The sequence below is a fragment of the Maribacter sp. genome (assembly GCF_039974175.1).
Taxonomy (GTDB): domain Bacteria; phylum Bacteroidota; class Bacteroidia; order Flavobacteriales; family Flavobacteriaceae; genus Maribacter_C.
In genome coordinates, this window is record NZ_JBDWJN010000010.1 from 57,009 (window position 1) to 82,422 (window position 25,414).

The 25,414-nt window shown below is 40.7% G+C and carries 25 protein-coding genes; 14 read left to right on the top strand and 11 right to left on the bottom strand.

Features of this window, described 5'->3' with window-relative positions; all coding sequences use genetic code 11:
- Positions 1-127: 127 nt before the first annotated feature.
- Positions 128-1,303, top strand: coding sequence for a hypothetical protein (locus ABJN95_RS09400; RefSeq protein ID WP_348370135.1), 1,176 nt, complete (start codon positions 128-130; stop codon positions 1,301-1,303).
- 2 nt (positions 1,304-1,305) lie between these two features.
- Entirely contained in the window at positions 1,306-2,661 is a 1,356-nt protein-coding gene (locus ABJN95_RS09405; protein WP_348370136.1) for a hypothetical protein, read from the top strand.
- Positions 2,662-2,747: 86 nt separating this feature from the next.
- Here the strand turns inward: ABJN95_RS09405 and ABJN95_RS09410 are convergent, their stop codons facing one another.
- The 3 genes from ABJN95_RS09410 to moaA all read right to left on the bottom strand — a co-directional run bounded on the left by ABJN95_RS09410 (position 2,748) and on the right by moaA (position 5,499).
- Positions 2,748-3,203: a hypothetical protein gene (locus ABJN95_RS09410; protein ID WP_348370137.1), complete on the bottom strand. Its 456-nt coding sequence runs from the start codon at positions 3,201-3,203 to the stop codon at positions 2,748-2,750.
- A 9-nt stretch (positions 3,204-3,212) separates the two neighbouring features.
- Positions 3,213-4,427 (bottom strand): molybdopterin molybdotransferase MoeA, encoded by a 1,215-nt coding sequence (locus ABJN95_RS09415; RefSeq protein ID WP_348370138.1) that lies wholly within the window; start codon positions 4,425-4,427, stop codon positions 3,213-3,215.
- Between the two features lie 88 nt (positions 4,428-4,515).
- Complete coding sequence (gene moaA, locus ABJN95_RS09420) at positions 4,516-5,499, bottom strand: GTP 3',8-cyclase MoaA (protein WP_348370139.1); 984 nt, start codon at positions 5,497-5,499, stop codon at positions 4,516-4,518.
- A gap of 90 nt (positions 5,500-5,589) precedes the next feature.
- On the opposite strand from moaA, the gene ABJN95_RS09425 reads away from it, so the two are divergent.
- Positions 5,590-6,696, top strand: coding sequence for an XdhC family protein (locus ABJN95_RS09425; RefSeq protein WP_348370140.1), 1,107 nt, complete (start codon positions 5,590-5,592; stop codon positions 6,694-6,696).
- 14 nt (positions 6,697-6,710) lie between these two features.
- On the opposite strand, the gene ABJN95_RS09430 is transcribed toward ABJN95_RS09425, so the two are convergent.
- The 3 genes from ABJN95_RS09430 to ABJN95_RS09440 form a co-directional block, all read right to left on the bottom strand.
- On the bottom strand, positions 6,711-7,334 hold the full coding sequence (locus ABJN95_RS09430) for a hypothetical protein (protein ID WP_348370141.1): 624 nt from the start codon (positions 7,332-7,334) through the stop codon (positions 6,711-6,713).
- A gap of 97 nt (positions 7,335-7,431) precedes the next feature.
- Positions 7,432-8,742: an FAD-dependent oxidoreductase gene (locus ABJN95_RS09435; protein ID WP_348370142.1), complete on the bottom strand. Its 1,311-nt coding sequence runs from the start codon at positions 8,740-8,742 to the stop codon at positions 7,432-7,434.
- A 17-nt stretch (positions 8,743-8,759) separates the two neighbouring features.
- Entirely contained in the window at positions 8,760-9,935 is a 1,176-nt protein-coding gene (locus ABJN95_RS09440; RefSeq protein WP_348370143.1) for a cysteine desulfurase family protein, read from the bottom strand.
- Between the two features lie 198 nt (positions 9,936-10,133).
- Between ABJN95_RS09440 and ABJN95_RS09445 the strand changes: the two genes are divergently transcribed.
- The 8 genes from ABJN95_RS09445 (at position 10,134) to ABJN95_RS09480 (ending at position 18,203) form a co-directional block, all read left to right on the top strand.
- Positions 10,134-11,003, top strand: a complete 870-nt coding sequence (locus ABJN95_RS09445) for a xanthine dehydrogenase family protein subunit M (RefSeq protein WP_348370144.1) — start codon at positions 10,134-10,136, stop codon at positions 11,001-11,003.
- A gap of 7 nt (positions 11,004-11,010) precedes the next feature.
- Positions 11,011-11,493 carry a (2Fe-2S)-binding protein gene (locus ABJN95_RS09450; RefSeq protein WP_348370145.1) on the top strand — a complete coding sequence of 161 codons (483 nt, stop codon included), beginning with the start codon at positions 11,011-11,013 and terminating at the stop codon, positions 11,491-11,493.
- An 18-nt stretch (positions 11,494-11,511) separates the two neighbouring features.
- Positions 11,512-13,878: an aerobic carbon-monoxide dehydrogenase large subunit gene (locus ABJN95_RS09455; protein ID WP_348370146.1), complete on the top strand. Its 2,367-nt coding sequence runs from the start codon at positions 11,512-11,514 to the stop codon at positions 13,876-13,878.
- Between the two features lie 103 nt (positions 13,879-13,981).
- Positions 13,982-14,452, top strand: a complete 471-nt coding sequence (locus ABJN95_RS09460; protein WP_348370147.1) for an SRPBCC family protein — start codon at positions 13,982-13,984, stop codon at positions 14,450-14,452.
- Between the two features lie 63 nt (positions 14,453-14,515).
- Positions 14,516-15,388: a MoxR family ATPase gene (locus tag ABJN95_RS09465; protein WP_348370148.1), complete on the top strand. Its 873-nt coding sequence runs from the start codon at positions 14,516-14,518 to the stop codon at positions 15,386-15,388.
- A gap of 52 nt (positions 15,389-15,440) precedes the next feature.
- A complete protein-coding gene (locus ABJN95_RS09470) occupies positions 15,441-16,577 on the top strand; it encodes a VWA domain-containing protein (RefSeq protein WP_348370149.1) in 1,137 nt (378 codons plus the stop codon).
- Entirely contained in the window at positions 16,570-17,580 is a 1,011-nt protein-coding gene (locus ABJN95_RS09475) for an XdhC family protein (RefSeq protein WP_348370150.1), read from the top strand. Before ABJN95_RS09470 ends, ABJN95_RS09475 begins: the two co-directional genes overlap by 8 nt.
- Positions 17,581-17,627: 47 nt before the next feature.
- Positions 17,628-18,203 carry a hypothetical protein gene (locus tag ABJN95_RS09480; protein WP_348370151.1) on the top strand — a complete coding sequence of 192 codons (576 nt, stop codon included), beginning with the start codon at positions 17,628-17,630 and terminating at the stop codon, positions 18,201-18,203.
- A gap of 39 nt (positions 18,204-18,242) precedes the next feature.
- Here the strand turns inward: ABJN95_RS09480 and ABJN95_RS09485 are convergent, their stop codons facing one another.
- Together ABJN95_RS09485 and ABJN95_RS09490 are read right to left on the bottom strand one after the other, a co-directional pair.
- On the bottom strand, positions 18,243-19,058 hold the full coding sequence (locus ABJN95_RS09485; protein WP_348370152.1) for a DUF2306 domain-containing protein: 816 nt from the start codon (positions 19,056-19,058) through the stop codon (positions 18,243-18,245).
- A gap of 163 nt (positions 19,059-19,221) precedes the next feature.
- Complete coding sequence (locus ABJN95_RS09490; RefSeq protein ID WP_348370153.1) at positions 19,222-19,803, bottom strand: Crp/Fnr family transcriptional regulator; 582 nt, start codon at positions 19,801-19,803, stop codon at positions 19,222-19,224.
- Positions 19,804-19,930: 127 nt separating this feature from the next.
- Here ABJN95_RS09490 and ABJN95_RS09495 point away from each other — a divergent pair, with 127 nt between their 5' ends.
- Positions 19,931-20,077 carry a hypothetical protein gene (locus tag ABJN95_RS09495; RefSeq protein WP_348370154.1) on the top strand — a complete coding sequence of 49 codons (147 nt, stop codon included), beginning with the start codon at positions 19,931-19,933 and terminating at the stop codon, positions 20,075-20,077.
- A gap of 12 nt (positions 20,078-20,089) precedes the next feature.
- On the opposite strand, the gene ABJN95_RS09500 is transcribed toward ABJN95_RS09495, so the two are convergent.
- A complete protein-coding gene (locus ABJN95_RS09500) occupies positions 20,090-20,599 on the bottom strand; it encodes a fasciclin domain-containing protein (RefSeq protein WP_348370155.1) in 510 nt (169 codons plus the stop codon).
- 117 nt (positions 20,600-20,716) lie between these two features.
- On the opposite strand from ABJN95_RS09500, the gene ABJN95_RS09505 reads away from it, so the two are divergent.
- Both ABJN95_RS09505 and ABJN95_RS09510 read left to right on the top strand, forming a co-directional pair.
- Entirely contained in the window at positions 20,717-21,280 is a 564-nt protein-coding gene (locus ABJN95_RS09505; RefSeq protein WP_348370156.1) for an RNA polymerase sigma factor, read from the top strand.
- Positions 21,273-22,049, top strand: a complete 777-nt coding sequence (locus tag ABJN95_RS09510) for an anti-sigma factor (protein ID WP_348370157.1) — start codon at positions 21,273-21,275, stop codon at positions 22,047-22,049. The genes ABJN95_RS09505 and ABJN95_RS09510 overlap by 8 nt, the downstream gene beginning before the upstream one ends.
- 97 nt (positions 22,050-22,146) lie before the next feature.
- On the opposite strand, the gene eutB is transcribed toward ABJN95_RS09510, so the two are convergent.
- Positions 22,147-24,462, bottom strand: coding sequence for an ethanolamine ammonia-lyase subunit EutB (gene eutB, locus ABJN95_RS09515; RefSeq protein ID WP_348370158.1), 2,316 nt, complete (start codon positions 24,460-24,462; stop codon positions 22,147-22,149).
- A 216-nt stretch (positions 24,463-24,678) separates the two neighbouring features.
- Positions 24,679-25,293 (bottom strand): hypothetical protein, encoded by a 615-nt coding sequence (locus ABJN95_RS09520; RefSeq protein ID WP_348370159.1) that lies wholly within the window; start codon positions 25,291-25,293, stop codon positions 24,679-24,681.
- Between the last annotated feature and the right edge of the window lie 121 nt (positions 25,294-25,414).

Consider the following 25,414-nt stretch of genomic DNA (forward strand, 5'->3'; position numbering starts at 1 on the left):
TTGGCTTTTGAACAAAATTAAACAAGATTGAACAAGCTCACACATGTTAAATACCTTTTCTCCTGAGTAATTTTATTCATAATCAAATTTAGTTTTTAAAGTATTAACAAGATCAAAAGCGAATATCATGATGAAAAAAGTGTTTCTAGGGCTGACCCTATTATCCATGGTCAATGTGACCAACGGACAAAGAAAAAAACAAAAGAACGAGGTCATCGAGTTCCCGATGACTGAAAAGCATTGGGCGGCGGTAACTGACAATGTAGAATTTCTGAATTACAAAACGCAAGCTGCAGTACGGAGCAATAACGAAAATGGATTCGGAATAATGCTTAAAGATTTTGAATTTACGAATGGTACCATTGAATTTGATGTAGAGCTAAAGGGAATGGGCTTTCCGGGGATTGACTTTAGAGTAGACAAGGATACCCTGAATTCGGAAAAATTTTACATCCGCTATTTCGGAACTCCAGATGATTTGAAGCGAACTACCCTACAATATGCCGCTGTTTTAGATGGAGTGAATATGTGGGATGTTACAGATGAATATCAAGCGGCGGCAACCATTTACGAAGGTAAATGGAACCATGTGAAACTGGTAATCAATGGAAAGCAAATGAAGGTCTACGTAAACGACACTCAACGTGAAGCCTTGCATGTTCCTGCACTAGAGGGCGTTACCAATTCTGGCGCAATAGTTTTGACCGGAAATGTGGTGTACTCCAATTTCATTGTAAGGCCCGATGCTACCGAGGATCTAGCTGCCAATGAGGGTTATGATCACACCTATAGTGATTCGAGATATCTAAAGAATTGGTCGGTTAGCAACCCTATAGACTTTCCGTTTGGTAAGGACCTGATGTTGGGCATAGCGCGAAATCCTGGAGTTGCTATCGATACTAATTTGTTGAATAGTAAAACGGTATGGAAACCCTTAAAGGCAGAGCGTCGTGCTTTGGTCAACTTAACCCGTTTGTTTGGCAGTACAGCACAAGGGCAACGCAAATTAGCCTGGATTAAAACCACTATTTCATCAGCAACTGATCAAGAAAAAAGAGTTGATTTAGGCTTTAGCGATGAAGTTTGGGTTTTTGTCAATGGGCAGCCGCTGTTTACCGATAAAAACTATTATGGCTCTCCAGGTATGAAAGAACCCCGGGGCCGATGTACCATTGATAATACTTCATTTCAATTACCCTTGCAAAAAGGAGAAAATGAAATTCTTATTGGGGTAACGAATTACTTTTTTGGATGGGGCATTATGGCCCGAGTTGCTGATACTGATGGTTTGAAATTTAACTGATCATGGTAGTACGATTTAGAAGATTTTTAATTTTAGGTACTTTCGCTGCACTACTTTCTTGCGACCAAACTGAAAAAGAAAGTAAATCCTTCCAAGATTTTCCTTTTACTGAGGATCATTGGCGCGTTGAAAATGAGGATGAGACCACTGGTGAAATAGATACCTTGCTATATAAGGGTAAACTTGCATTGAAATTAGGACCCAACCAAAAAGCGTACTTAAAAAACAAGAACTACAAAAACTTCGTCTTGGAGTTTTATTGTAACGGCCTTTCCGCTCCGGGGTTTGGATTCAGGTTGAAGGACAAGCAAAACTTTGAGTACTTATATTTAAGACTGGGTTTGAGCGAAAAAAAAGATGCCTTACAGTATTTACCTATATACAATGGCAGTTTACCGTGGCAATTGTACAATTATCCGAAATATGAAGGTCAGGCAGAATTTCCAAGAGAAGAGGTGGCCACCCTGCCTCAAGGTTTAAGACAAGAACTAGTAGATGGTAAGGCTAGCGATACATTGCGAAGTTTTTTGAAAAATAAACGATTCTCTTTTTCGGAAGCAGCAGAGGTCATAACTGGAGATGATGTAAACTACATTTTTGATCCGGAAGAAATGAAAGTATTGCTTTTCGTTGAAGTTAATAACAAAATAACTTTTCTTGATTCTCGAACTTGGATTCATGTCAAAGTTGAGGTCAAAGGAGATATGGCTGTTTTTTATATAGAGGATATGGAGCGATCTGCTTTTGTGGTGGAACACTTAAAACGTGATCCAATTGCTGGCGGTATAAGTTTAGTATCAGATGCCTTTGGCGTCTATTTTTCAAATGTTTCCATAGCCGAACTAAAGGAAACAAAAGAGGAAGTTTATCAAGAAAAACCATCGACCAATTATGTTACTGAATGGAAAGTCTCTAAAATGTTTGCCAAGGATTCACTGAAATTTGCATTTCAACTTGATTCCGTAATACAGAACAAAAACAAATTCAAGACTATACATACTGATGAAGACGGACTCCTTAACATTAGTCGTTTCTATGATGATATGACTAAAACCATTGTCTTAAGTTGTAATCTTGAATCTGATGTAAATAGAGAAGTCAAACTTGAATTCGATTATGCTGACCATCTTGTCCTCTTTTTAAATTCTGAGATTGTTTTTGATAAAGGAATGAACTTTAAGCCACCAGCTGACAAGGGTATGGAGGGACGGGTTTTTGTAAATGACGAAAGCGTTATGTTAGACTTAAAGCAAGGTGCCAATAGATTAGATTTTATGCTTTCGGCCGACAATAGACAGAAGTTCAATTGGGGCATTATTGCACGACTGGCCGATACCGATGGCTTGAAATTCAATTGATCAACTAAATGGAGGTATAACTTGAAAGTTACAAGTGCTTATTTGTCGCCAAATTGGAGAGATCGAATTGCATTAGTTTAAGACCGCTAAACAGCCTCTCCTTGGCGTCCAAACCGTATAAATCGATAAAAATATTGGAAATTGCCATTGTACCAAATCGCAAAGATAAAGGCAATATAGATAAGCCAATCGGGCATTGCCAAAGCCGTCTCGAAGTAAGTTTTTAAAACCAAGAAAGTAAAGGCTACTGCCGCAATGGCTAAGGAAACGAGTGTTCTTTTGTCTTTGCTATTTAGGAGGATCATCACGATAATTAGTATTCCCATCACCGGTTTTGTATGCAACAACACGGGTACTAAAGTAGCGTACTCAATATCAAAGAAGAGTACCATGGCACTCATGTAGGCCGTCAAGCATAAGGGACATTTCGGTATAAGAATCAATAAGATTGTTGAAAGAAAAGACACTGAACCCTTAGCGGCTTCCACTTTTTTAGGAGAGTGGAGCTTAGTTTTACAGCAGCCTGTCTTAGTGATTTCCATTGCAGGGGATTACCATTTCGTTCGATAAGATACAAAAGGATAAACCTCATTCGCAAAAAATTGGGTTTTATTTTGCGGTAATATTAAAAAACCGTCTGTTTTTACAAGATTAGCGAAATCGCCAGAGCCATTTCCTTTAATGGCTTCTGCGACTAGCGAACCGTCATGATGACTTTCTAGTTTGGCTTCAAGAAAGTAGACCAAATCTGGTTTGAACTCCACATCATTTTTAAGTTTAACCAACAAGGCTTCTGAGGCAATTCCCAAGGACTTTTGCAACCAAAACTTCAAATACATATATACACAAACAAAGGAAGAAACTGGGTTTCCTGGAAGAGCGAAGATCTTTTTCCCATGAGCGTTACTACCGAACCAAAAAGGTTTACCGGGTCGCTGTTGTATTTTGTGAAAGTGTTTCTTGACTTCCAGTGCTTCGAGTACATCTGGCAGGTAGTCAAATTTTCCTTTTGAGACACCACCGGTAAATACGAGGAGATCGTATATCCGCAATGCCGTCGATATCGCCTTGAACATTTGTGCTTTATCATCAGCCAAATGTTGAAGATCGGCTTTAATCCCACATTCCTTTAAGGTCGCCTGAATGCCGTAGATATTTGACCTGCGAATCTGATGCAATTCAGGAGTTTGATCTACGGGTACCAACTCATCTCCGGTAGAAAAAATAACCACCTTGGGCAGCTGACGAACTTGTAAGGCAGCTTTTCCAATAGAAGCAGCAATATTGATTTCAGCGCTAGATAACTGTTTTCCTCTGCCCACTATGACCGTCCCTTTAGCCATATCGATTCCTTTAAAATGCACATTCTGCTTGTAATTCAAGGCATCGAGATTTATGGTAGCCCGATTGCCTTCAATAGTAAGATCTTCATAGCGAATCACCGTATCAACGCCCTTCGGCATAATGGCACCGGTCATCACTTCAATACAGTTTGCGGTATCTGTCAGCGTTTTTTGAGGATTTCCCGCGGCAGCCGTATCGGCAATTGTAAATGCCCTAGTTCCTGATTCGAAAGTTGCATATGCGATCGCGATACCATCCATAGTAACCCTGTCAAAAGGTGGGAAGTCACGGTCTGCGATTAAATCTTCCGCAAGATAAGACCCAATACATTCTTCTAAAATTCTGGATTCTATTGGAAAGTCACCCTGGTGTTCTTCTAAAATCGAGAGGGCTTTTTCATAAGGGATAAACGTATTCTCCATCGGTCACATTGAGCGGAGTCGAAATGCTTTTTTGTACGACTGTCTATTTCTCGACTCCGCTCGAAATGACAGTTTAAAAGATTTTTAACTACCCACCTATACTACTCATACTCTGCATTGCTTTCTTCGGAGCTTTCCGCAATTTTTCGGCTTCAAATCCGTCTTTGGGTTTTAAACGAACAATTTCCCTGAACTTATCTGCCAATTCCTCATCAGAAACTCCAGAACGCATATAATCGCGAATGTTAAAGACACCGTCGTCATACAGGCAACTTTTGATTTCTCCTTTTGAGGAAATTCGTAGGCGATTGCAGGTATTGCAAAAGGTTCTTGAAAATGCGGCAATGACACCGATATTTCCTTTGTATCCAGGTACAGCAAGTAAACTTGCCGTGTCGCCATGTTTACTCGGAAGTTTTACTAAGTTGGGATAATGTGCATTTAAGTCAGCATAAATATCTCTAGCTGAATACATTTCAAGATTCTCTTTGTAGCCCCCATTAAAAGGCATTTCTTCGATAAACCGAACATCAACCTGATAGTCTTTGGCTAGTTCTGCCAAGGGAATAATATCTTGGGTGTTAATGCCCTTCATAATGACTGCATTGAGCTTGATTTTAAAGCCATTATTCACTAACAGTTTAAAGGTCTGCATCACTTTTTCAAAATCATCACGTCTTGTGATTTTATGAAAGCGCTTTTTGTCTAAAGAATCAATACTCAAATTGATTTTGGTAATGCCCAATTCCTTTAAACGAGCTATATGTCTTTGCAAAAGTGTTCCGTTAGAGGTAATGTGGATAGATGTAAAGTCATCCAAGGTAGCGGTGTTTTCCAACAATTTCATGAAATCTTTTCTAAGAAATGGTTCACCTCCTGTAAACCGTACTTTCTGAAAACCGAGTTCTCCTAATACCTTAAGTAATCGAGTAATCTCTTCATAACTAAGCAAATGTGCTTTTGGCTCATAGGGTATACCTTCTGCAGGCATGCAATAGAAGCAGCGCAAATTGCAGCGGTCAGTCACTGCTATACGCACATAATCTATGGTTCTGTCAAAGGAATCCTTCATGATTTATATCAGTGATAAGAAGATTCAATATAGCTATTTTTAGATATATTAGGGGGCATATTTAAGAAAGAAATAAGAACTGTTACGGAAATGAAAGAAATAAAATCGATACTTCAACTTTATAATTCTTTTAAAAGTTCCAATGAGAAATGCGCGATTGCCCAAGTGGTTCGCGTTCAGGAATCCTCCTATCGGAGAGAAGGGGCACGAATGCTCGTATTTGAATCTGGTGTTTTTGAAGGTGGAATAAGCGGAGGATGTTTGGAAGGAGACGCCCTACAACGTTCGCAAATAGCAATTCTCAAACAAGAACCCTCGATTGTTACCTATGATACTTCTAAAGAAAATGAAATCGGGGTAGGTCTAGGCTGTAATGGTGTTATCGATGTTTTAATTTCTCCAATATCAGAAAACTCGACCACCTTGAAAATGCTTCAGAAATGTGTTTCAGATCGTGGGGAGCATGTTATAGCCACCGTAACTGCTCTAGATGCCGAAATGAATGCTATTCCCTTGGGTAGAAGTTTTTATTACGATAAGGATTCGGCCTCCTTGGAAGATTGCCAACATGAAGGGTTGCGTAATTTTCTTCAAGCAAAAATTCAAGATGTATTAGCAAACAAAAAATCAAAAACCTATCATTTTGAAGAAGAAGGGGTAAAGGCGAGTGTCTTTCTTGAATTGATTCCGCCTCAATTTCATTTGGCTATTTACGGTGATAATTATGATGTTTACCCGATGTTGGATATGGCCCAATTGATGGATTGGGATGTTAGTCTGGTTGGAAACGTTCAAAAACTGAAAAAGGAAAAACTGCAATCGGTTACCAATATCTACCTGAAAGAGGGTGAAGCGCGACCTGAAATTGATCATCGCACGGCGATCATTCTAATGGCACACGACTACAAAACCGATTATGCTAATCTACAGCATTTGGTAAAAAGTGCGGCCCCTTATATTGCTTCCTTGGGCCCACGTAAGCGTTTTGACAAAATGATTCGCGAGTATAAAGCAAACGGAATCGAGTTTTCTGAAGACGAATTGAATCGTATTTATGCACCTTGTGGATTAGAGATCGGAGCGAATACTCCAGAGGAAATCGCCATGAGCTTATTCAGTGAAATTTTAGGAGTTTTCTCAGGAAAAACAGGTGGGATGCTCAGGGAGAAGGTTGGCCCTATTCACGAGAGGATATAATTTTCAAATTCGCACTATCCCGTTTTCTTCGCCTTCCTATTCAAATAGAGGCCCACAAATAGTGCTGCAATACCTATAGCGATGCAGCCCGAAAACCAATGCAAGATAGTGTATTGATTCACGAATAGCCTATATAGGAATGTAAAGGAAAATAAAATCAATCCTGTAATTTCCCATATCCTATGCCCCGCTAAACTGGTGGTTAAATCAACCTTTATGGGCAAATTGACAAGTATTTTTAATTCGTTCCAATCCCATAGTAAGAGTAGGAGATTGGCCGAAAGAAGCAGGCCGGTAACTACGGGGGTATAGGCGAACTCGTACGAAAGGGTTATCACGAAAATGTTTAAAATGATGGGAAGGTTGACCATAGCGCCCAGTTTTGCATACCGTTGTGTCATCAATAAAAAGCCCGCAGCCAATTGGCTAAGACCAATAAACTTCCAATACAATCCAGATTGGTACATAGTCTCAAAGAAGTGCCAGGCAGTGTCAATAGGGTTTTCTGCACCACTTTCAGAGGTAAAGCGATATCCTTTGATTTTGATCAAACTAGCAAAAACAAAGGTGCCGCCGATTAGATATCTTGTGTAAATAATAAAGATTTGTGCCCAAACCTGATTTTTTAATTTCTCCATTGCATTTGTTTGGCTTTTATCTTAAGATTTGGCTCTGTCGATCTTATTATGACGTTTGGTGAAGAAAAATGTTACGCAAGCCAATATAAAACCGTGTCTAACTCAGTGTGCTCGTTGCCAACCTTTCGTATCCTAATTTGGAAACCGCTGTTTTATAAAAGTGATCTTCCTGTTTTTTACCCGTAAGGAGGTTTGCAGCTATACGGCCATAACAGAGAGCCCCTTTAGCACCGATACCAGACATGCCTGCAATCACAACAAGGTTTTCGTCTTTGGATTTATCATGCTTAAAAGCTGGGGTAACATAAGGCACTTCAGTCGCTGTTAGGCTATAAACGCAAGAATAGGTATCTACTGTATTTAACTGGTCAAAACCTACAGGTAGATTTAGAAAGGCAAGATAATCTCGTATTTTTTCTTTCGCCCAATTGATTTCTTCGGTACACAATTCTTGTTGCCAAACTGCATCAAGGTTCGGAATGTACGACCTTTGAAAGTGCCCACCAGCTTTTAAAGTTGGGTTTCCCTGAGGATCACAATTTTCAATCATGGCAAAAAATTCATCGGTTTTTTTCGGCCAAGACCTATCAATAAGTGGAAATCCATTTTTAAGTTGTTGCTTTTGTATCGCTGTAAGACTTCGAAAAAGCTCATTTTTAATCTTCATAAACACAAGAAAGACTCGTTGCGGATGAATCAGTTTATCAAAGTATGGGGCAATTTCTGTGAGTAATTTTCCAGTGTATGGGCCCGCCGCACTGATAAGCTGTTTTGCGTATAGTACTTTAGGCATACCCTTGGAATCTACTACAGAGATGGAGTACAATTTGTCTTTTAGTTCGATTCGTTCCGCGTTGACGTTGTACCAAATTTGGCCTCCCTTTTGGGTAACTGCCTTATGCAGATATTGCATTAATACTTGTGGATTAAAGGTTCCTGAATAGCTATTGAATTCTCGTTGTAGAAAGGTATTTTTCTTGAGGTTCACGCCAAATTTTGACTTTGCTTGCTCTATGGTAGATGCAACTTCAAAATTGACATCCTGTTTTTTCAAATTCACCAAAAGTTGGTCCAATTCTTCAAGTCTACCGATATAGGAAACAGGGGAAGTGGTATACACGTTTTCCATTTTCAAATCTGTACCCTTTCGATTTAAAAAACGGATAAGTTTTTCAACTTCTTTAACGGAACTATTGTGCAGGTAAGACCAAAGCTCATCGTTTTCTATATTACTACTTCGAACGATACGCGCTGCACCTTTACTTGAGCCGCTACTATAACTACTAGCTTGTTTTTCTAGGAGCAAGACCTTCTTTCCATAGTTGGATAGATGCCAGGCAGCAGCACTTCCCATAAGGCCGCCACCTATAACAATTACTTCGTGTATGACTTTTTCATGGGATGCCATAGTTTTTTGAAATAGTTTTAGGTCCTACGATCCCAAAGAATGTTGGCTTCTCGTTGCTTGGCAATTTCATTGGTTACAATTTCAATAGCCTTTTCAACTTCATCTTCCGTTGTAAATCTTCCCATACTAAATCGCAATGACGCATATGCTAAACTGCGCTCGACACCCATAGCCAACAATACATGAGAAGGTTCTATAGAAGCCGAATTACATGCTGATCCGTTTGAAACAGCTATTTGTGCGCTTAGGGCGGTTAAAAGGTTGGAACCATCGACAAAGGGAAAGGATACATGTACAGTATTTGGAAGACGCTTGGAAGTTTTGCTGTTTGAAACAGCCATCTCAATTTCAAGTAAACCAGCTTCCAATTTATCACGTAGCACTTCTAATCTTTGTTTTTCTTCTTCAAAGTTTTGATAGGCAAGATCGATGGCCTTTGCTAATCCTACTATCAATGGGGTGTTAATGGTTCCTCCACGCTGTCCCTTTTGTTGACCACCGCCTTGAATAAAGCTGGGTAAGTTGTCTGAACCATCATTATCTTTTATAAAGACCAAACCGATTCCCTTCGGGCCATAAACCTTGTGTGCTGAGAAACAGGCAAAATCTACCAGCCCTAAAACTTCAGTTATATCAATCTTCCCTAACGCTTGTGTAGTATCTGAGAACAGCAAGCTTCCGTTTTCATGTGTCAGTTTTGCAATTTCAGCTAGGGGCTGTACGTTTCCAGTTTCGTTATTTGCATATAAAATCGAAACCAAAATGGTGTCTGAACGTAGCATTTTGTTTAAGGTTGGCAAAGAAATCAACCCATCGGCACCTATGTCTAAATAACTCACTTCAAACCCCTCCTTTTCTAAAAAGGCACATGTATCCAATACAGCTTTATGTTCCGCTTTTGTAGTTATGATATGCTTTCCTTTGGATCGCATTTTGCGCGCAATTCCTTTTAGCACCATATTGATACTCTCTGTTGAACCAGAAGTATATATTAAACTGTTCTGGGGAACCCCTAAATTTTTGGCAATAGCCATAGTGGCATCTTCAACAGCGCTCTTTGCCAACCACCCATAAGGATGATGACTACTTGAAGGATTTCCAAAATCTTCGTGAAAATGAGGTAACATGCTGTTCACCACTTCCTTAGCGCAGGGAGTGGTCGCATTGTAATCAAAATAGAGTTGGGAATACATAAATAGCCGGCGTCTTTTGGAATGAATCTAAAGGTAAGGATAATCTTAAAATAGTAGTAGATGCCAGAATTTCGATGGTTTTAAGTGAATCTCTATAGTTGTATTATCAAATCGTTAAACAAAAGTATTTTATTTTGCGACATCAAAATAAATACGATATATTTAATGCTTACCTCTTAATTTAATCCTTAAATAATTATGATTCCAGCTAATTTCAACTATCACAAAGCTACCTCGGTAAGTGAGGCCATTGCTTTGTCACAGGAGCTTGGAGAAGAGGCGAAATATATGTCGGGCGGACATAGTTTGTTGCCCATGATGAAACTTCGCTTTGCGACTCCCGAACACATTATCGATATCAGTAAAATAGATGGCCTATCTTATATTAAAGAAGAAGGCGATTTACTCAAAATAGGTGCCTTGACGACACAGACGGAGATGGAGCACAACGCTTTGCTGAAGGAAAGTTACCCTATTCTTGGTGATGCAATTTGGTTAACGGCAGATCCATCAGTGCGGAATGTAGGTACTATTGGGGGAAACATTGCCCATGGTGATGCGGCCAATGATCAACCAGCCTTGATGCTGGCGATGCGGGCAACCGTTATTGCCGAAGGAGCCGGAGGTACAAAATCGATTCCTATTGATGAATTTTTTCATGGTTTTTATATGACAGCATTGGAACCTTCAGATGTTTTGACTGAGATTCAAATACCAAAAGCAAAGAAAGGTAGTGGTGGTGCTTATCATAAAGTAGAACGAAAGGTGGGTGATTATGCTACGGCAGGAGTCGCTGTTCATGTTGCATTGGATGATAGCGGTGTATGTCAGGAAATAGGTATCGGACTCACGAATGTAAGCGCGGTTCCGATGCGTTTGGAGAGAGGTGAAGATTTGTTACGAGGTCAAAAAATTACCGATGACTTAATTGAACAGGTAGGTAAGATTGCTAGTGAAGACTGTGAACCAGAATCTGACTTAAGAGGTTCTGAGGCGTATAAAAGATCTATTGTAGATACGATAACAAAAAGAATGTTGAATAAGGCTTTGGAAAGAGCGAGACAATAAAATAGCTATGGGAAAACATAATATAACAATGACAATAAATGGAGAAAGCGTTTCGGCCGAAGTTGATTCGCGCTTGCTCCTGGTACACTTTATAAGAGAGAATTTAGATTTGACAGGTACGCATATCGGTTGCGATACGTCTAATTGTGGGGCCTGTACCATTCTAATGGATGGTAAATCTGTTAAGTCATGCACCTATTTGGCTGTGCGGGCCGATGGTGCTGAAATAACCACGATTGAAGGTTTAGCTGCCGAAGGAACCAATCATCCGCTGCAACAAGCGTTTCATGACCAACACGGCTTGCACTGCGGGTTTTGCACTCCTGGTATGATTATGCGTTCGGTAGATTTATTAAAAAATAATCCCAACCCGACCGAAGAGGAAATTCGTTGGGGTATCTCAGGAAATCTTTGCAGATGTACAGGTTACAATAATATTGTAAAGTCTGTGCAACAGGCAGCCAAAGAAATGGAAAAAGAATCAGTCTAACCTCTAAAGAAAGAAACTATGTTTAAATGTAAAACATCACCAGAGGTAGGCGGAATGGGTCACTCTGTAAAAAGAAAAGAAGATGCTCGATTTTTACACGGCAAGGGTAATTATGTAGATGATGTAAAACTACCGGGTCAATTGACGATGGTTATGGTGCGTAGCCCTTATGCATATGCCAAGATCAAAAGCATAAACAAAGAAAAAGCACTGGCAATTGATGGCGTATTAGCCGTTATCACAGGTGAGGATTTGGCACAGTACAATCTACATTGGATGCCCACCTTACTTTCCGATACGCAAATGGTTTTACCTACAGATACGGTTATGCACCAATCACAAGAGGTATGTGCCGTTATTGCAACTGACAGGTACATTGCCGTTGACGGAGCTGAGGCTGTTGAAATTGATTATGAGCCCATGCAGGCCATAGTAGACCCTTTTAAGGCTTTAGATGACGATGCACCGCTTTTGCGACCAGATAAAGAAGGACAGGAAGACAATCAGATTTATCATTGGGAAAGAGGTGATAGGGCAAAAACCGATGAGGTTATCGCCAAGGCAGATGTTGTTGTTAAAGAACGCATCTACCTTCCAAGAATTCACGTAGCTTCTATCGAAACTTGTGGTTGCGTAGCTTCCTACGATAAGGATACTCAGAAATTAATAGTCTACTTGACAACTCAGGCACCGCATGCCATACGAACAGTAGTTGCGTTGGTTGCGGGGCACGTAGGACTATCTGAAGAAAAGATACGAATCATATCTCCTGATATTGGAGGTGGTTTTGGCGGGAAAGTACCGGTTTATCCGGCCTATGTTGTGGCCATTGCTGCGACCTTCTTAATTGGTAAACCAGTAAAATGGATTGAAGACCGTTCTGAAAACTTGGTCAACGGTTTTGCTCGTGATTATCATATGGACTGTGAGTTGGCTGCCACGAAAGAGGGAAAAATTCAGGCTTTTAAAGTGTCGACCCTGGCTGATCATGGGTATACCGATTCTTCTGCGAATCCATCAAAATATCCAACCGGCATGTTCTCGATTTGTACGGGGTCTTATGATTATGAGCACGCTTTTGCCGAATTGGATGCAGTATATACCAATAAGGCACCGGGTGGTGTCGCTTATCGTTGCTCTTTTCGAGTAACGGAAGCGGTTCATGCCATTGAACGGATGGTCGATAAATTGGCTGCTGAGATTGATAAAGATCCTGCCCTATTGCGTTTTGAGAACTTTATCAAAAAAGAGCAATTTCCATATGAATCTCCGTTAGGATGGAGTTACGATAGTGGCGATTACAAGGCTACCCTTGAAAAAGCCATGGAAATGATCGGCTATGACGATTATAAGAAGGAGCAGGCTGAAAAGCGTGCTCAAGGAAAATTAATGGGTATCGGAATTTGTACCTTTACAGAAGTGGTAGGTGCCGGACCATCAAAAGACTTTGATATTTTGGGAATTGCCATGTTCGATAGTGCTGAGATTCGCGTACATCCAACAGGAAAGGCATTGGCTCGTTTCGGAACCAAGTCGCAAGGGCAAGGTCATGAAACTACCTATGCTCAAATACTCGCTGAAGAGCTAGGAATACCCTATACCGATATCGAAATTGATGAAGGAGATACTGATACGGCTCCTTATGGTTTAGGAACCTATGCAAGTAGAAGTACCCCAACTGCTGGTGCGGCAGCGGCTATTGCCGCGCGCAAGCTTCGTGACAAGGGAAAGAAAATTGCAGCGCATCTCTTAGAAGTAAGCGAGGAAGATATCGAATGGGAGGTAGGGAAATATTCTGTAAAAGGAGCTCCTGAAAAATCGAAAACAATTCAAGATGTGGCCTTTGCGGCCTATACCAATATTCCGCCGGGTATGGAACCTGGTTTCGAAGCCACCCATTACTATGATCCACCGAATTTAACTTTCCCCAATGGCGCATACATCTGTGTTGTTGAGGTAGAGGAAGAAACGGGTGCCATTGATGTAAAACGTTTTGTGGCTATTGATGACTGTGGAAATATCATTAACCCCATGATCGTAGAAGGTCAAGTACACGGTGGGTTAACTCAAGGAATTGCCCCGGCTATGTACGAAGGTATCGAATACGATGACGAAGGAAATGTACTCAACGGTACCCTAATGGATTACCTTGTACCGACTGCGGTAGAATCGCCTCATTGGGAAACAGGTCATACAATTACGCCATCACCGCACCACCCTCTGGGTGCCAAAGGTGTAGCGGAATCGCCAACGGTTGGTGCACCACCGGCAATCGCCAATGCTATAATTGATGCTGTGGCTCCGTTAGGAATTAAGCACTTGGATATTCCAATCACTCCAGCGAAGGTTTGGGAAGCGATTCAAGAGGCTAAAGCGAAAGCTTAATTGTACTATTGTAAATCAGTTTGGTTTCCCTTCTAACAAGGAGGGATTAAAGGAGATGTAATTTGGAGTTTTCCAAATTACAATCTTCATAAAGAAAAATATAATGAAAACACAATTAGATAAATCATTTGAAGTGCCTCAAAGCACAGAACTAGTCTGGGAGCACCTTATTGATCCTGAGAAAATAATGGATTGCGTACCGGGAGTCACTATAGACGAGAAAGTAGGTGACAACCATTACAAAGGAAAAGTAGGAATGAAATTTGGCCCCATGGGGGTGAAGTACGATGCTGATATTTACTATAACGAGATTGATGTCGACAATCGTAAAATCATCATTTCGGGTGATGGTGTCGATTCAAAAGGCAATGGAAACGCGGAGATGAAAATGACGATTGACCTTTCTGAGCGTGATGAAGGTGGCGTGAAACTAGATGCCATTATGGATGTTACGGTAAATGGAAAAATAGCGCAGTTTGGATCGCGTTTGATCTCCACAGTATCGAATCAATTGTTCAAACAATTCGTTTCGAATTTTTCGAAAAAATTAGCCGCAGCGGAGGCCACAGCATAGCTAGTCCCGATAATCTGTAATCAGAAGCTATGCCCCCCGCATAGCTTTTCTAAATTAAAGGAATTGAACAAAGACATCGAAAAGCTTATTAAAGATTTTTATGAGCACGACTATATTCTAAATGAAGCCTTAGCAACTTCTGTTTTTCTGTTGAAGAATCTAGAAAAGCCTTTGTTGCTAGAAGGAAATCCGGGCGTAGGGAAGACTATGCTGGCCAAAACTTTGGCTCAACATTTGGGTACGAATCTGATTCGATTGCAATGTTATGAAGGCCTTGATGTTAACACGACGATTTACGAATGGAACTATCAAAAACAGCTCCTTCATATCAAGCTCTTTGAGCAGGAGGAAGATAAACTAGCACTTCAAAATCAGATTTTTGGAATGGATTATGTTTTACAGCGACCCTTGTTACAATCTATAAGTGCAGCTAAACCTATAGTGCTTTTGATCGATGAAATCGATCGAGCCGATGAAGAGTTTGAAGCTTATTTGTTGGAGTTGCTCTCTGATTTTCAGATCAGTATTCCCGAATTGGGAACAATTTCTGCGAAGTCAAAGCCCTTCGTGATTTTAACGTCTAACCGAACAAGAGAATTGAGCGATGCCCTAAGAAGACGATGTCTTTACCATTGGGTAGACTTTCCTTCTAAAGCGGGTGAGATTGACATTATTGCTAAGAAGCTTCCGAATATTGATGAGGCACTGGCTACTCAGGTAGTGACCTTTATCCATAATCTAAGGAAGTCGAGTCTTCATAAACCACCAGGAATCGCAGAGTCTTTAGATTGGGCAAAAACCCTCTTAATGATGAATCAAAACTCTATTACTGATGAGATCGTAAAGACCACCATCGGTAGTGTTTTGAAACACAAAGATGACGTAGCGTTTGTACAGAACAAATCGGTTCAAGATTTTTTGGTACCTATTACCTAATTTCTTACCTCGATCCTAGTCGAGGGCTACAACTTTAAACAATCGAATATTCGTGCAAGCTGTTAAAAAACCTTTTAGAGAACGTCTTATTGACTTTACCATGTATTGTCGTGAGCGCCAGTTTGTTTTAGGGCCTCAAGAAACTCGAGACGCTTTTGAAGTTGCCGAAAGGGGTTGGGTGCTAGATCGTAAGTTGTTTCAGTATAGTTTAAAATCTATCTACTGTAAACGCAAAGAACATTTTGATCGCTTTGACGAGATGTTCGACCGTTTTTGGAGTCGTTATTATGAAGAGAAATTAGAACAACGGAAAAAGCAAATTCAACAACTTAAAAAAGAAAAAGACACCGCAACAGTTATTTTTTTGGGAACAGAATTCAAGGTCCTGAAAAAAGAAGTTAAAGAACAAGAAGCAAAAGAAACCGTGGGTGCTAACGAAAGCATCCGTTTGCGAATGACAGATTTTTCAAAAGTGGATGTTACTGATAAAGAAAAATTGGAAGAACTGGCCGAAGAGCTGTTTCACCAAATGAGTATGCGCTTTAAACGCCGGTTGGAAAATGCAAACAAAGGGAGTATTGACGTTAGAAACACCATTCGACATGGTATTGATAAAGGGGGCATGTTGTTAGATCTCGCTCACAAACGCAAGCGAAAGGAAAAACGAAAGGTGGTTTTTATCTTGGATGTCAGCGGTTCTATGGATACGTATAGCTACTACCTGTTGCGCTATGTGATGGTGTTAAAAAAGTATTTTAAGAGTTTAGAGTTCTTTACCTTTAGTACACATTTGACCCATGTAACACCTATGTTGCGACAAAATAACGAACAGGAAGTCTTAAAACAGATTGGTAAGAACGTAAATTCGTGGTCAAGCGGTACCAAGATCGGGGAATCACTTACGGAATTTCTTTCTGTTTACGGAAGTAAATTTTTAAGTCAAAAGCATATCGTAGTCGTTCTGAGCGATGGACTAGAAACCGGCAGTGTGACTGTACTTAAGGAAGCAGTGCGAACCATTCGGAGAAAATGCAAAACTCTAGTTTGGCTGAACCCCTTGAAAGGAATGAAAGGTTACCAGCCCATTCAAAAGGGAATGGTCAATGTGATGCCGCATCTCGATGCCTTTGAATCGGCACATAACTTGGATAGTTTGTTGAAATTGGAAAAAGTATTGATGGATGTTTAATGAAATTGCCCTGAAAATAGAAGAGCACCTAGCCAAAGGCTCTAACTTTGCCATAGCACAAGTGATTGACCGCATTGCGCCAAGCTCTGGTAAAGTGGGAGACAAGGCCCTTGTATTAGATACTGGGGAGCTCATTGGTTGGATAGGTGGTGGCTGCGTACGCGGCATTGTCATTAAAGAAGCCTTGGATGTAATAAAAAGCAAGCGCTACCGACGTGTTCGTATCTCCCCAGAAGGCGGTACGCGAGAAACGGCGAACTACAAAGAATATGTCATGTCATGTCAAAGTAAAGGAACCTTAGAAGTTATGATAGAACCCGTGATTCCACAACCAGAGTTGATTATTGTAGGGAAGTCTAATATAGCCAGAAAGCTATCGTTATTGGCTGCAGCAGCTGATTTCAAGGTCTCTGTGTTGGCGAGTGATGCCGATGTGCAAATGTTTCCTACGGCTTATGAAGTTAAAGATGTTGTTGATTTCAGGTCATTCAAGAGCGTTGCGAATACCTACATTATAGTGACTACACAGGGCGAAGATGATGAACTCTCTGTTCGGAAAGCCTTGCAAACTGCCGTGAAATACGTTGGTTTTGTTGCCAGTGCAAAAAAGGCGGAAGATATTAAAGCGTATTTGGCCGACCAAGGTATTTCTGCAAAACGCATCGCACAATTGCGAAGTCCTGTAGGATTAGATATCAATGCGAAGCTGGCTAGCGAGGTGGCTATTAGTATTTTGGCAGAGGTAATCGATCATTTTAGAAATGGCAATGCGGCTGATACCATGCCCGTTCATACCAAAGACAAGGTTAGTGAAGATCTTTTTACTCCGGCTGAAGACAAATTTGCCGAGGATTATTATATCAACCCAGTTTGTAATGTGCCCGTATCTAAAAAGAATCCGAAACACATTGTGGAGTTTCAAGGTGAGCAGGTCTATTTCTGCTGTGATGGCTGTAAGGTAAGTTTTGAGAATGATCCCTCCAAGTATGTTAAAACCGAATAGCTTTTAACCACTTTTTGTAACTTCCCTGAGAACCAATATTTCGTTCTATGAAAATATCACTTACATTTTTTTTGTTATGCTGCCCTTTCGTATGTATGATCGCGCAAAGTGAATATGAGCCATCGCAGACGAATCCTTACGGACTCCAGAACCCAGAGGCGCCAGAACAACTAGACGATTTCAAACCGCTCATTGGCTTGTGTGATTGTGTATCAGAACGTAGAAATCAAGAAGGGGGTTGGGCAGAACCGGTTAAAATGACCTGGAAATATAAATATATCATGAACGGTATGGCTATCCAAGATGAAACTCTGAAAGCAGACGGTGCACATTCAGGTAGTATCCGTCAGTTCAATGCAGACAGTCTGAAATGGTATGTACATTATTATTCCTCTTTGACCCCAACTCCGACTTTGTCTTCTTGGGAAGGCGTTAAAAATAAGGATGGTAAGATCATATTGTACAAGCCTCAGAAAGCGCCTAATGGTACAGATGGCTTTTCACGACTTACCTTCTATGATATCTCTAAAACCGGTTATAAATGGATTGGTGAGTGGGTAGACGCCTCCGAGTCTATTGTATTCCCCTTTTGGAGAATAGCGTGTACACGAACTAAGGAGTAAAATCAGGGCATTGAGTTTGGTTTTTTGCCCCTAAACCTTTTACATACGCGGCAGCCACATGCCCATAGTCGCTGAAAAGGTACCCACTGCAATACAGGCAGTCAACACCCACATAAAGACAGATAGTGTCCATTGACCTTTGTTATGTTTACTTTCCTTTGCCCTAAAATAGAATTCAACAAATAACACCGGAAAAATATAGCTAAAGGTGTAAATCATATTCAATGCAGGGCCCTGAAAAGTTTCCAAATCGAAACCCACTGGGCCTTGAAAAATAGTGAGCCATAGCATCAAAAATACCCTAAAGAACCACACTCCACTGACCGCAAGAAATAGACGAATCGCCCATTTGCGATGTGAAGCTAACTTTCCGTTCATTGCCAATCGCACGGCGTAAAAAGCACAAACCATAATTAGGGCCGCGTTACAAGTGATAAAAATAGCACCAATCAAGCCTCCTACCATACCTCTTACCCAAGACAGGTAAAGGCCAGCAATACTAATTAAAAAGGCAGTGAAAATATAGATCCTACCATTAATACGATGAAATGTAGGAAACTTGGTGCGTACTTTTTTCATCAGCTGTAGTGGCCCGCCGATCGTAATGATTGCTGCCAGCGCCATATGTATTCCGAAAAAGAGATTTCCCCAGAGGTCTTGTTCTACGTAGCCGTGCGGACTAGCTGCATTCCATCGTTCGAAGTCGCCGGCAAGACCGTTGACGCCATACAAGTCTAGAATGTAGAGTGCAAATATAAATTGCCCGATTACGATGACGACAAACCATAAGTTGACAGAGCGTTTAAGTACTTTCGATTTCGATTTCGATTTTGTGATGGAGATTGATGAAGACATAGGATTGGTTTTGATTGATGAAAATCAGGCTCTTTCTATAACAGACGTACAATTTGACGCAAAAGTTGCCTGACTAGTTATTTTTTAGCGTTGCTGATTATACAAAGCTAAAAGCAAAATCCTGCCGAGCACTTCACAAATGTGAAGAAATGCAGCTAACAGACTAGGCCAGAGTTTTGCGAATACGACTCAAACTACCAGGATTGATACCCAGGTAAGAAGCAATATATTTTAGGGGAATATTTTTGATAATAGCTGGGCTGTTCTTGATCAGTTTAGCGTAGCGTTGTTCGGCTGAGAGGGTGGTAAGGTCTACTGCACGTTGTTTGTTCTTTTCCAACTGTTGTTGTAGAATTTGAAGGGTGTATTCTTGTTGGGTAATACCCAATTTCGCGGTAATGTCTACCGCATCACGTGAAATTTGCAGCAGCTCGCAATCGGTAATACAGTGTAGGTTTTCTTTGGAGATCTTACGGTACATAAAAGCATCATAAGAAGTGAAAAATCGTGGCCCATCGTTAATATCTGTGGTTATTTCCTGGCCCTTTTCGTCAACATAGTAGTTTCGCATATAACCGGAAACAATAAAGTTATGGAATTCGGGTATTTTGCCAGCGGGGGAGATAATGCTGTCTTTTTTAAGCTGTAGTGGTTTAAAGTAAGTACGACAAATGTCTTGATCTATTTCAGGGATATCAACAAGCAGACGTACGTAGTCAAAGAATACTTCGAAATAACGGTTCATGATTTTTTGATTGATTAGAACTAAACAACTCGAATTGTATAGCGATTTATTGGTGTACACTGCGTCTGAATTGTTACAGATCTGTATGGATTTATTGGCGCTCTTTCTTTCATAAAAAGGGAGGTAATTGTCAAATGGAGCAGATATGGAGGTATTTGGCTTAAGTTTATGGGTAGTTGATTCGACTTTTTTTGACCGTGTATTGGTGCGCAACCCTTTGCCAATCGAAGTTCATAAAAAAAGCACCGCCTTAGCGGTGCCTGTTCATCAATAAAAAGACAAGTGCTTACTTGGGCATTACCACATCTTCAATGATATGGATTACGCCATTGGAAGCCATGACATCAGTTTTTGTAATCTTACTGTAGTTGCCGTTGGCATCTTTAAGATAGATACCGCCATTTTTGCTTACCGCTGTTAGTGTGCCCCCATTTAAGGTAGTCAGAGTAGCTTTACCTTTTCCACTCTTTAAAGCCTTTGCTACATCTTTGGCCACTAATTTACCAGCAACTACATGGTAGGTAAGAATAGCACCTAATTTTTCTTTGTTGGCCGGCTCTAATAGGGAATTTAAGGTGTTGGCATCGATCTTGGCGAAACCAGAATTTACGGGAGCAAATACGGTTAACGGTCCTTCTCCCTTTAAGGCATCTACAAGGCCTGCTGCTTTTACCGCAGTAACCAAAGTTGAAAAATCGTCGACTGATGCTGCTACATCTACAATGTCTTGTGCCTTTACCCTCTGAGCGAATAATAATAGGGTGATTGCTGTGAAACTTAGAATTAATTTTTTCATGATTTTGTTTTTATATATTATTTTACAAACAGCTATTGTTTGTTTTCATTGGTAAGTACACCGGCTTTCTATCTATGGATGAGCTTGCTACTTTTTTATCATATCTTTAACATAACTATGCAGTCGAAAGAAATCCATGTAAGGTTGATCAAACGCCTAAAAGAAGGTGATAAAAGCGCTTTGCTTGGTCTTTATGATGCCTATTCTAAAGCTTTATACGGTGTTGTGGTGCGCATTTGCGATAGGGAAGATGTTGCCCAAGATGTACTACAGGAAAGTTTTGTGAAAATCTGGCAAAAGATACATACCTATGACCCCGATAAAGGACGATTTTATACTTGGGCATACCGTATTGCCAAAAATACGGCCTTGAATGCAATTCGGAAGAGAAGCGCCCTCATCCAAACAGATGATTTAAGTGTATATAACCATAAAACTGCAGATCTGCCGAAGGACTATTCGGAACTGAATGGGGTATTAAAAAAATTGGAACCCCATCACCAGCGTGCAATAGAGCTCGTGTACTTCAAGGGACTAACTCATAGGGAAGCTCATGAAGAAATGGAAGTTCCGTTGGGTACCTTTAAATCGTATGTGCGCCAAGCGTTGTTGCAACTTAAGGAGGTATACCCAAAACAATTGTTGTTGTTATTGCTATTTGAAATGATGGGAAATGGATAAAAAGAAAATCTTGGAAGACGGCCTCTTGGAGCAATACCTCCTCGGGGAACTTGACGATAAGACCTTGCAGATGGTAGAAATTGCCATAGCAGGCGACAGCGACCTACGCGCTCATTTCGATTTGTTGGAAGCCGATTTTGAACGCATCGCTTTTGAAAATGCTGTGGATCCTCCTTTAAGCGTGCGACAGGGGTTGGAAACACAAGTTAGCGAAATGAATGAAGAAAAACATCTCCGTTCTCTGTCGAATTCACGACCAAATACCAGTTTTTGGTTTGCTGCCAGTATAGCAGCTTTGATGGCCTTTGGTGCCGCATGGATATACAATCAATGGCGAGCATCAGAAGAAAACTTAAAAACTTTGGAAACTCAAACTGCTGCTCTGCAAGAGCGTCTTTCGAAACTTGAGGAAAATTATGAAGAAACGAATAACAGATATCAGCAAATCAATAATCCCAACGTAGTACCTTTAGTATTGGTTGGTAATTCAAAATCTCCCAGTTCTCGAGCTACTGCCTATGTGAATCACCAAACAAAGGAAGTAATTTTGAATACTAAGGGCTTAAGCGCGCTAGACGAAGAGCATACTTATCAAATGTGGGCTGATGTAGCGGGTGAAATGATCAACATGGGGGTGCTTAGTAACAATCGAGATTATGTTCTTCTTCGATATATAGAAGATGCAGAGTCGCTAAATATCACAATTGAACCTGTTGGTGGAAATGACCATCCAACGGTAGAGAACCTTATTTCAAATGTGGTGTTATAAGGAGATACAACATGGGTTATGTATTCAAAGTTCCAATTAATACGGTGTAAGTAGCGCATACTAAACTCAAGCATTAATGTTCTTGATGATAACTTTCCTATACATTAATATAGAGCCTATTAAAAACCCTCAGAGTATCTTTCACCGCTTGATTGGGTGACAAAGCAGTATCGGAAATGCCCGATATTACCCGTGAAACATCATGATCGACCTTACCTTGTTGACCCCAGGTGGAAGGAGACGCAACTGTTAAGTAGGCTGAGAAATTATGATGCCCCGACCCTGGGCGTTCCCCAATAACATGAATTATACCCTTTTGTCTGCTGCTTTTGACACCTCCGAATAGCACTTCCCCACAGGCATACCCGGCGCGCACCCTACCGTGTTGAATGACGATGGTAGTATCGCTCAGGGTATAGCTATTTTCTTTAAGCCCTGCTTTCAAACCACTTAGAAAGGGTTTCAAATGACCTTCATCCATCAACGCTCTGGGGTTGAGGCCATCTGAGATGATGATTTGTACATCAGGTACTTCATCTGCCCAAGCGGCTTTTATTTTCCTTACTTCTTGAACCGCAGCTGCTGTCAATTGCTCCCCACTTTCGGGATGGTAAACATAATCTACACGATCTACTGACTGCGTACTAATCTGGGCTGCAGCGGGAATTGTGGCTGTAAATTTAGGGTCTAGTTCCGTCCAAAGGCTAATTTTGGCATCTTCGTAAAGCCGATGTACTTCTTGGTCGAGTTCTTGGGTCATATCCCAGATATGTTCTCCATAACCTTCAGAAATGGGTACGCCTCTATCTCGAATTCGGGCAATGCACTGTTGCCCTTCTGCATAAATATCAGCTTTAGACCTGGGATCTTTTTTAGCTAAGCAATATTGATAATATACCCAAATGGGGTCGCCAAAATGTTCAGTAGGTTTTCCAGCAGCATTTAGTACTTTAATTTTTTTAAAGAAGTTCCACATGGTATCGTTTACCTTGTACCCGAATTGCTCACGTATTTTTACGTGGTTGTTGAAGGCTGTGGTCAGATAACTCAGCATGGGGTCGTTTTTGGTCGGTAATGCCATTAAATAGGCTGGGTTAGCTGGCAGGATCTGTTCAATACACCAATCGAGATCGTCTAGCGTAACGTCCATATGGAGTGTAGAGCAAATGTCTAACCCTATAGTCAACCCATGTAATTTTCCCATAATAGTATCTTCTAAGCAACAACGTACCAACTGTTCTCTGGTACGAAACACTTCGGGACCGATAAAACCAGCTACATCGTTCAAGAAGACCCAGGGCATTTCTTGCGGCGTTTTGGAGATTGACATTTCTTGCTTTAAAGCACGTACAAAACCATATTTGCGTGCCTCATGAATGACCATATCAAAACCTGCGCCATGACCATTGGTAAAATCAGCTCCTTGACCCGTTTCCGCATATAAACCATAGCGCCCCTTTCGTTTTGACATATGAAAAAACATTTTCTCAATAGTCACATCAAAAGTTTGATTGGCAGCTTCGGTACCGGCCAAACTCTGAAACCAGACTCCTGTGGTACCCGGCTGTATTTGCTCTGCCTGAGCCTGTATATCAATATGTGAAAGCACACAATTGGGTAGGGTATCTTGTAGATTAAAAGTGGAGATGATGTCGAAAAGCGACTGTTCGATTTTTGCAACAGATTCGGGCTCGCTAGAAACCGGATTGGTACCTAGTAGCAAATCACCAACGGCATAAGACCAAGCGTTAAAAACCTGCCAAGTAATATCTTCAGTATTGTCGGTAGGAGAGTTGGGTTGTACTCTTGCACTGAGGTAGCCCTTGCTTCCAATATTACTATTGGGTAGCGGATTGAACACCTTTTGGCCGACGCTTATCAATTCGGTATTGCTCATTAGCTTAACAAGGCAGCCAATAACATCACTTGACAAGCTGGGCATTATTTTTTTTATGTCGGTTTCCGATTTTGTCAACACAAATTGTTTAAGCTCGCCTAAGGTCAAGTTTTGAGTTGTTTCTTTGGTAACAGTGGATTGCTTGATTAGGTCAAGAATGCCATCTTGATGAACTACATTCTCGTCGAGATCGCTAATTTTCGTTTGGCTGAGCAAGCTACGCGCGTTGTTACGTGATGCATCATCTTTTGCCGCAAGCCCTAAGGTCTGGTCGCCTTCTTTGAATTCATTGGCTGCACCAATGATCTGGCGGTATCGGGTAATATCCATTTTACCGTACATCCGTTTGATATAGGAAAAAATATCCTCGCCCTCTGCTGGCATCGCAATGGTGACTCCTCTCTGGGGTGCTGCCTTACTTGGTTTTGCGAAAAAATCACATCCTTGTCCTAGCACAAGCGAGGTGCCAAGCATACCCGTTTGAGCAATGAATGTTTTACGTGAAATTTTATCCATACCTCTTTTTAAAAGTCGAGCTATTTCAAAAACTTTCTATGAAATGGCCCAGACGCCCCTCTAAGTTATAAAATATTCGACAGTTTTTTTGGTTAAGGGGCCTGAAAACAGGCAGGTAGATCAATAAATCAAAGGCTGTGAAGATTGACTATTAATCTTCATAAAAATGTAATCTAGAAGGAGTTTATGTTTTCTTTATTCTATCGGCAATTTAGGTCAATCACAACGATTGTATACCTTAATTACCTTTTCAATATCTCTTTTACGATAGGTCTGATTTTCAAGTTTTGCCACGAGAGAAGGACAATCAGAAAAGTAGTTTTTTGCGCGATGTCGAAACGATTTTGAAATTCTACCCGTTATTAAGGGCATCGCTATGGTTTCTGATTCTCGTTTCACGTAGTACTCATCTACTTCGTATGTAGAAGTCATCATCATACCGTTAGTTCCTCCTGTACTAGAAGTCATGCTGACATACCGATGATAGAGTATGGCCTTTCCTGTGACGACTGCCCTAAAAAGCTCCTTCTTTTTATCGGAAACAGCAACGTACTCATAGTACCCACCATAATTTGTATCGTTTAAAATAATATGATCTATTTCAGCCGGCCGGTATTTGGCTTTTTTTCCTTTTTTGGTAGGTTTGAATTTTACAGCTCCACCACCACCAAGGGCAACCAAATCTTTGGAAACTAAACTTATTTTTACCAACCCGCTTTTGGTATCTCCATTGTTGAGAAAGATGTCACCAGCAATCCACCCCCTTTGTGCTAACATGCTACCGATAGCCAGAAGAAAAAACAAAAAGGAAAGTATATTTTTTAACTGCATATGAGTCTGTTTCAAAGCATTTAGTAATAAACGCTTGCTGAACAGGAATCGTATATAAATAAAAGCTTGTTCACACAAGCTTTTGAATTACGATTTTTCGGTGGTTATGGCAATGAAGAAG

Excerpts from the sequence above, each read along its gene's own strand:
- ABJN95_RS09400 (WP_348370135.1), top strand. The coding sequence starts at position 128 with ATGATGAAAAAAGTGTTTCTAGGGCTGACCCTATTATCCATGGTCAAT.
- ABJN95_RS09405 (WP_348370136.1), top strand. The coding sequence starts at position 1,306 with ATGGTAGTACGATTTAGAAGATTTTTAATTTTAGGTACTTTCGCTGCA.
- ABJN95_RS09410 (WP_348370137.1), bottom strand. The coding sequence starts at position 3,203 with ATGGAAATCACTAAGACAGGCTGCTGTAAAACTAAGCTCCACTCTCCT.
- ABJN95_RS09415 (WP_348370138.1), bottom strand. The coding sequence starts at position 4,427 with ATGGAGAATACGTTTATCCCTTATGAAAAAGCCCTCTCGATTTTAGAA.
- moaA (WP_348370139.1), bottom strand. The coding sequence starts at position 5,499 with ATGAAGGATTCCTTTGACAGAACCATAGATTATGTGCGTATAGCAGTG.
- ABJN95_RS09425 (WP_348370140.1), top strand. The coding sequence starts at position 5,590 with ATGAAAGAAATAAAATCGATACTTCAACTTTATAATTCTTTTAAAAGT.
- ABJN95_RS09430 (WP_348370141.1), bottom strand. The coding sequence starts at position 7,334 with ATGGAGAAATTAAAAAATCAGGTTTGGGCACAAATCTTTATTATTTAC.
- ABJN95_RS09435 (WP_348370142.1), bottom strand. The coding sequence starts at position 8,742 with ATGGCATCCCATGAAAAAGTCATACACGAAGTAATTGTTATAGGTGGC.
- ABJN95_RS09440 (WP_348370143.1), bottom strand. The coding sequence starts at position 9,935 with ATGTATTCCCAACTCTATTTTGATTACAATGCGACCACTCCCTGCGCT.
- ABJN95_RS09445 (WP_348370144.1), top strand. The coding sequence starts at position 10,134 with ATGATTCCAGCTAATTTCAACTATCACAAAGCTACCTCGGTAAGTGAG.
- ABJN95_RS09450 (WP_348370145.1), top strand. The coding sequence starts at position 11,011 with ATGGGAAAACATAATATAACAATGACAATAAATGGAGAAAGCGTTTCG.
- ABJN95_RS09455 (WP_348370146.1), top strand. The coding sequence starts at position 11,512 with ATGTTTAAATGTAAAACATCACCAGAGGTAGGCGGAATGGGTCACTCT.
- ABJN95_RS09460 (WP_348370147.1), top strand. The coding sequence starts at position 13,982 with ATGAAAACACAATTAGATAAATCATTTGAAGTGCCTCAAAGCACAGAA.
- ABJN95_RS09475 (WP_348370150.1), top strand. The coding sequence starts at position 16,570 with ATGTTTAATGAAATTGCCCTGAAAATAGAAGAGCACCTAGCCAAAGGC.
- ABJN95_RS09480 (WP_348370151.1), top strand. The coding sequence starts at position 17,628 with ATGAAAATATCACTTACATTTTTTTTGTTATGCTGCCCTTTCGTATGT.
- ABJN95_RS09485 (WP_348370152.1), bottom strand. The coding sequence starts at position 19,058 with ATGTCTTCATCAATCTCCATCACAAAATCGAAATCGAAATCGAAAGTA.
- ABJN95_RS09490 (WP_348370153.1), bottom strand. The coding sequence starts at position 19,803 with ATGAACCGTTATTTCGAAGTATTCTTTGACTACGTACGTCTGCTTGTT.
- ABJN95_RS09500 (WP_348370155.1), bottom strand. The coding sequence starts at position 20,599 with ATGAAAAAATTAATTCTAAGTTTCACAGCAATCACCCTATTATTATTC.
- ABJN95_RS09505 (WP_348370156.1), top strand. The coding sequence starts at position 20,717 with ATGCAGTCGAAAGAAATCCATGTAAGGTTGATCAAACGCCTAAAAGAA.
- ABJN95_RS09510 (WP_348370157.1), top strand. The coding sequence starts at position 21,273 with ATGGATAAAAAGAAAATCTTGGAAGACGGCCTCTTGGAGCAATACCTC.
- eutB (WP_348370158.1), bottom strand. The coding sequence starts at position 24,462 with ATGGATAAAATTTCACGTAAAACATTCATTGCTCAAACGGGTATGCTT.
- ABJN95_RS09520 (WP_348370159.1), bottom strand. The coding sequence starts at position 25,293 with ATGCAGTTAAAAAATATACTTTCCTTTTTGTTTTTTCTTCTGGCTATC.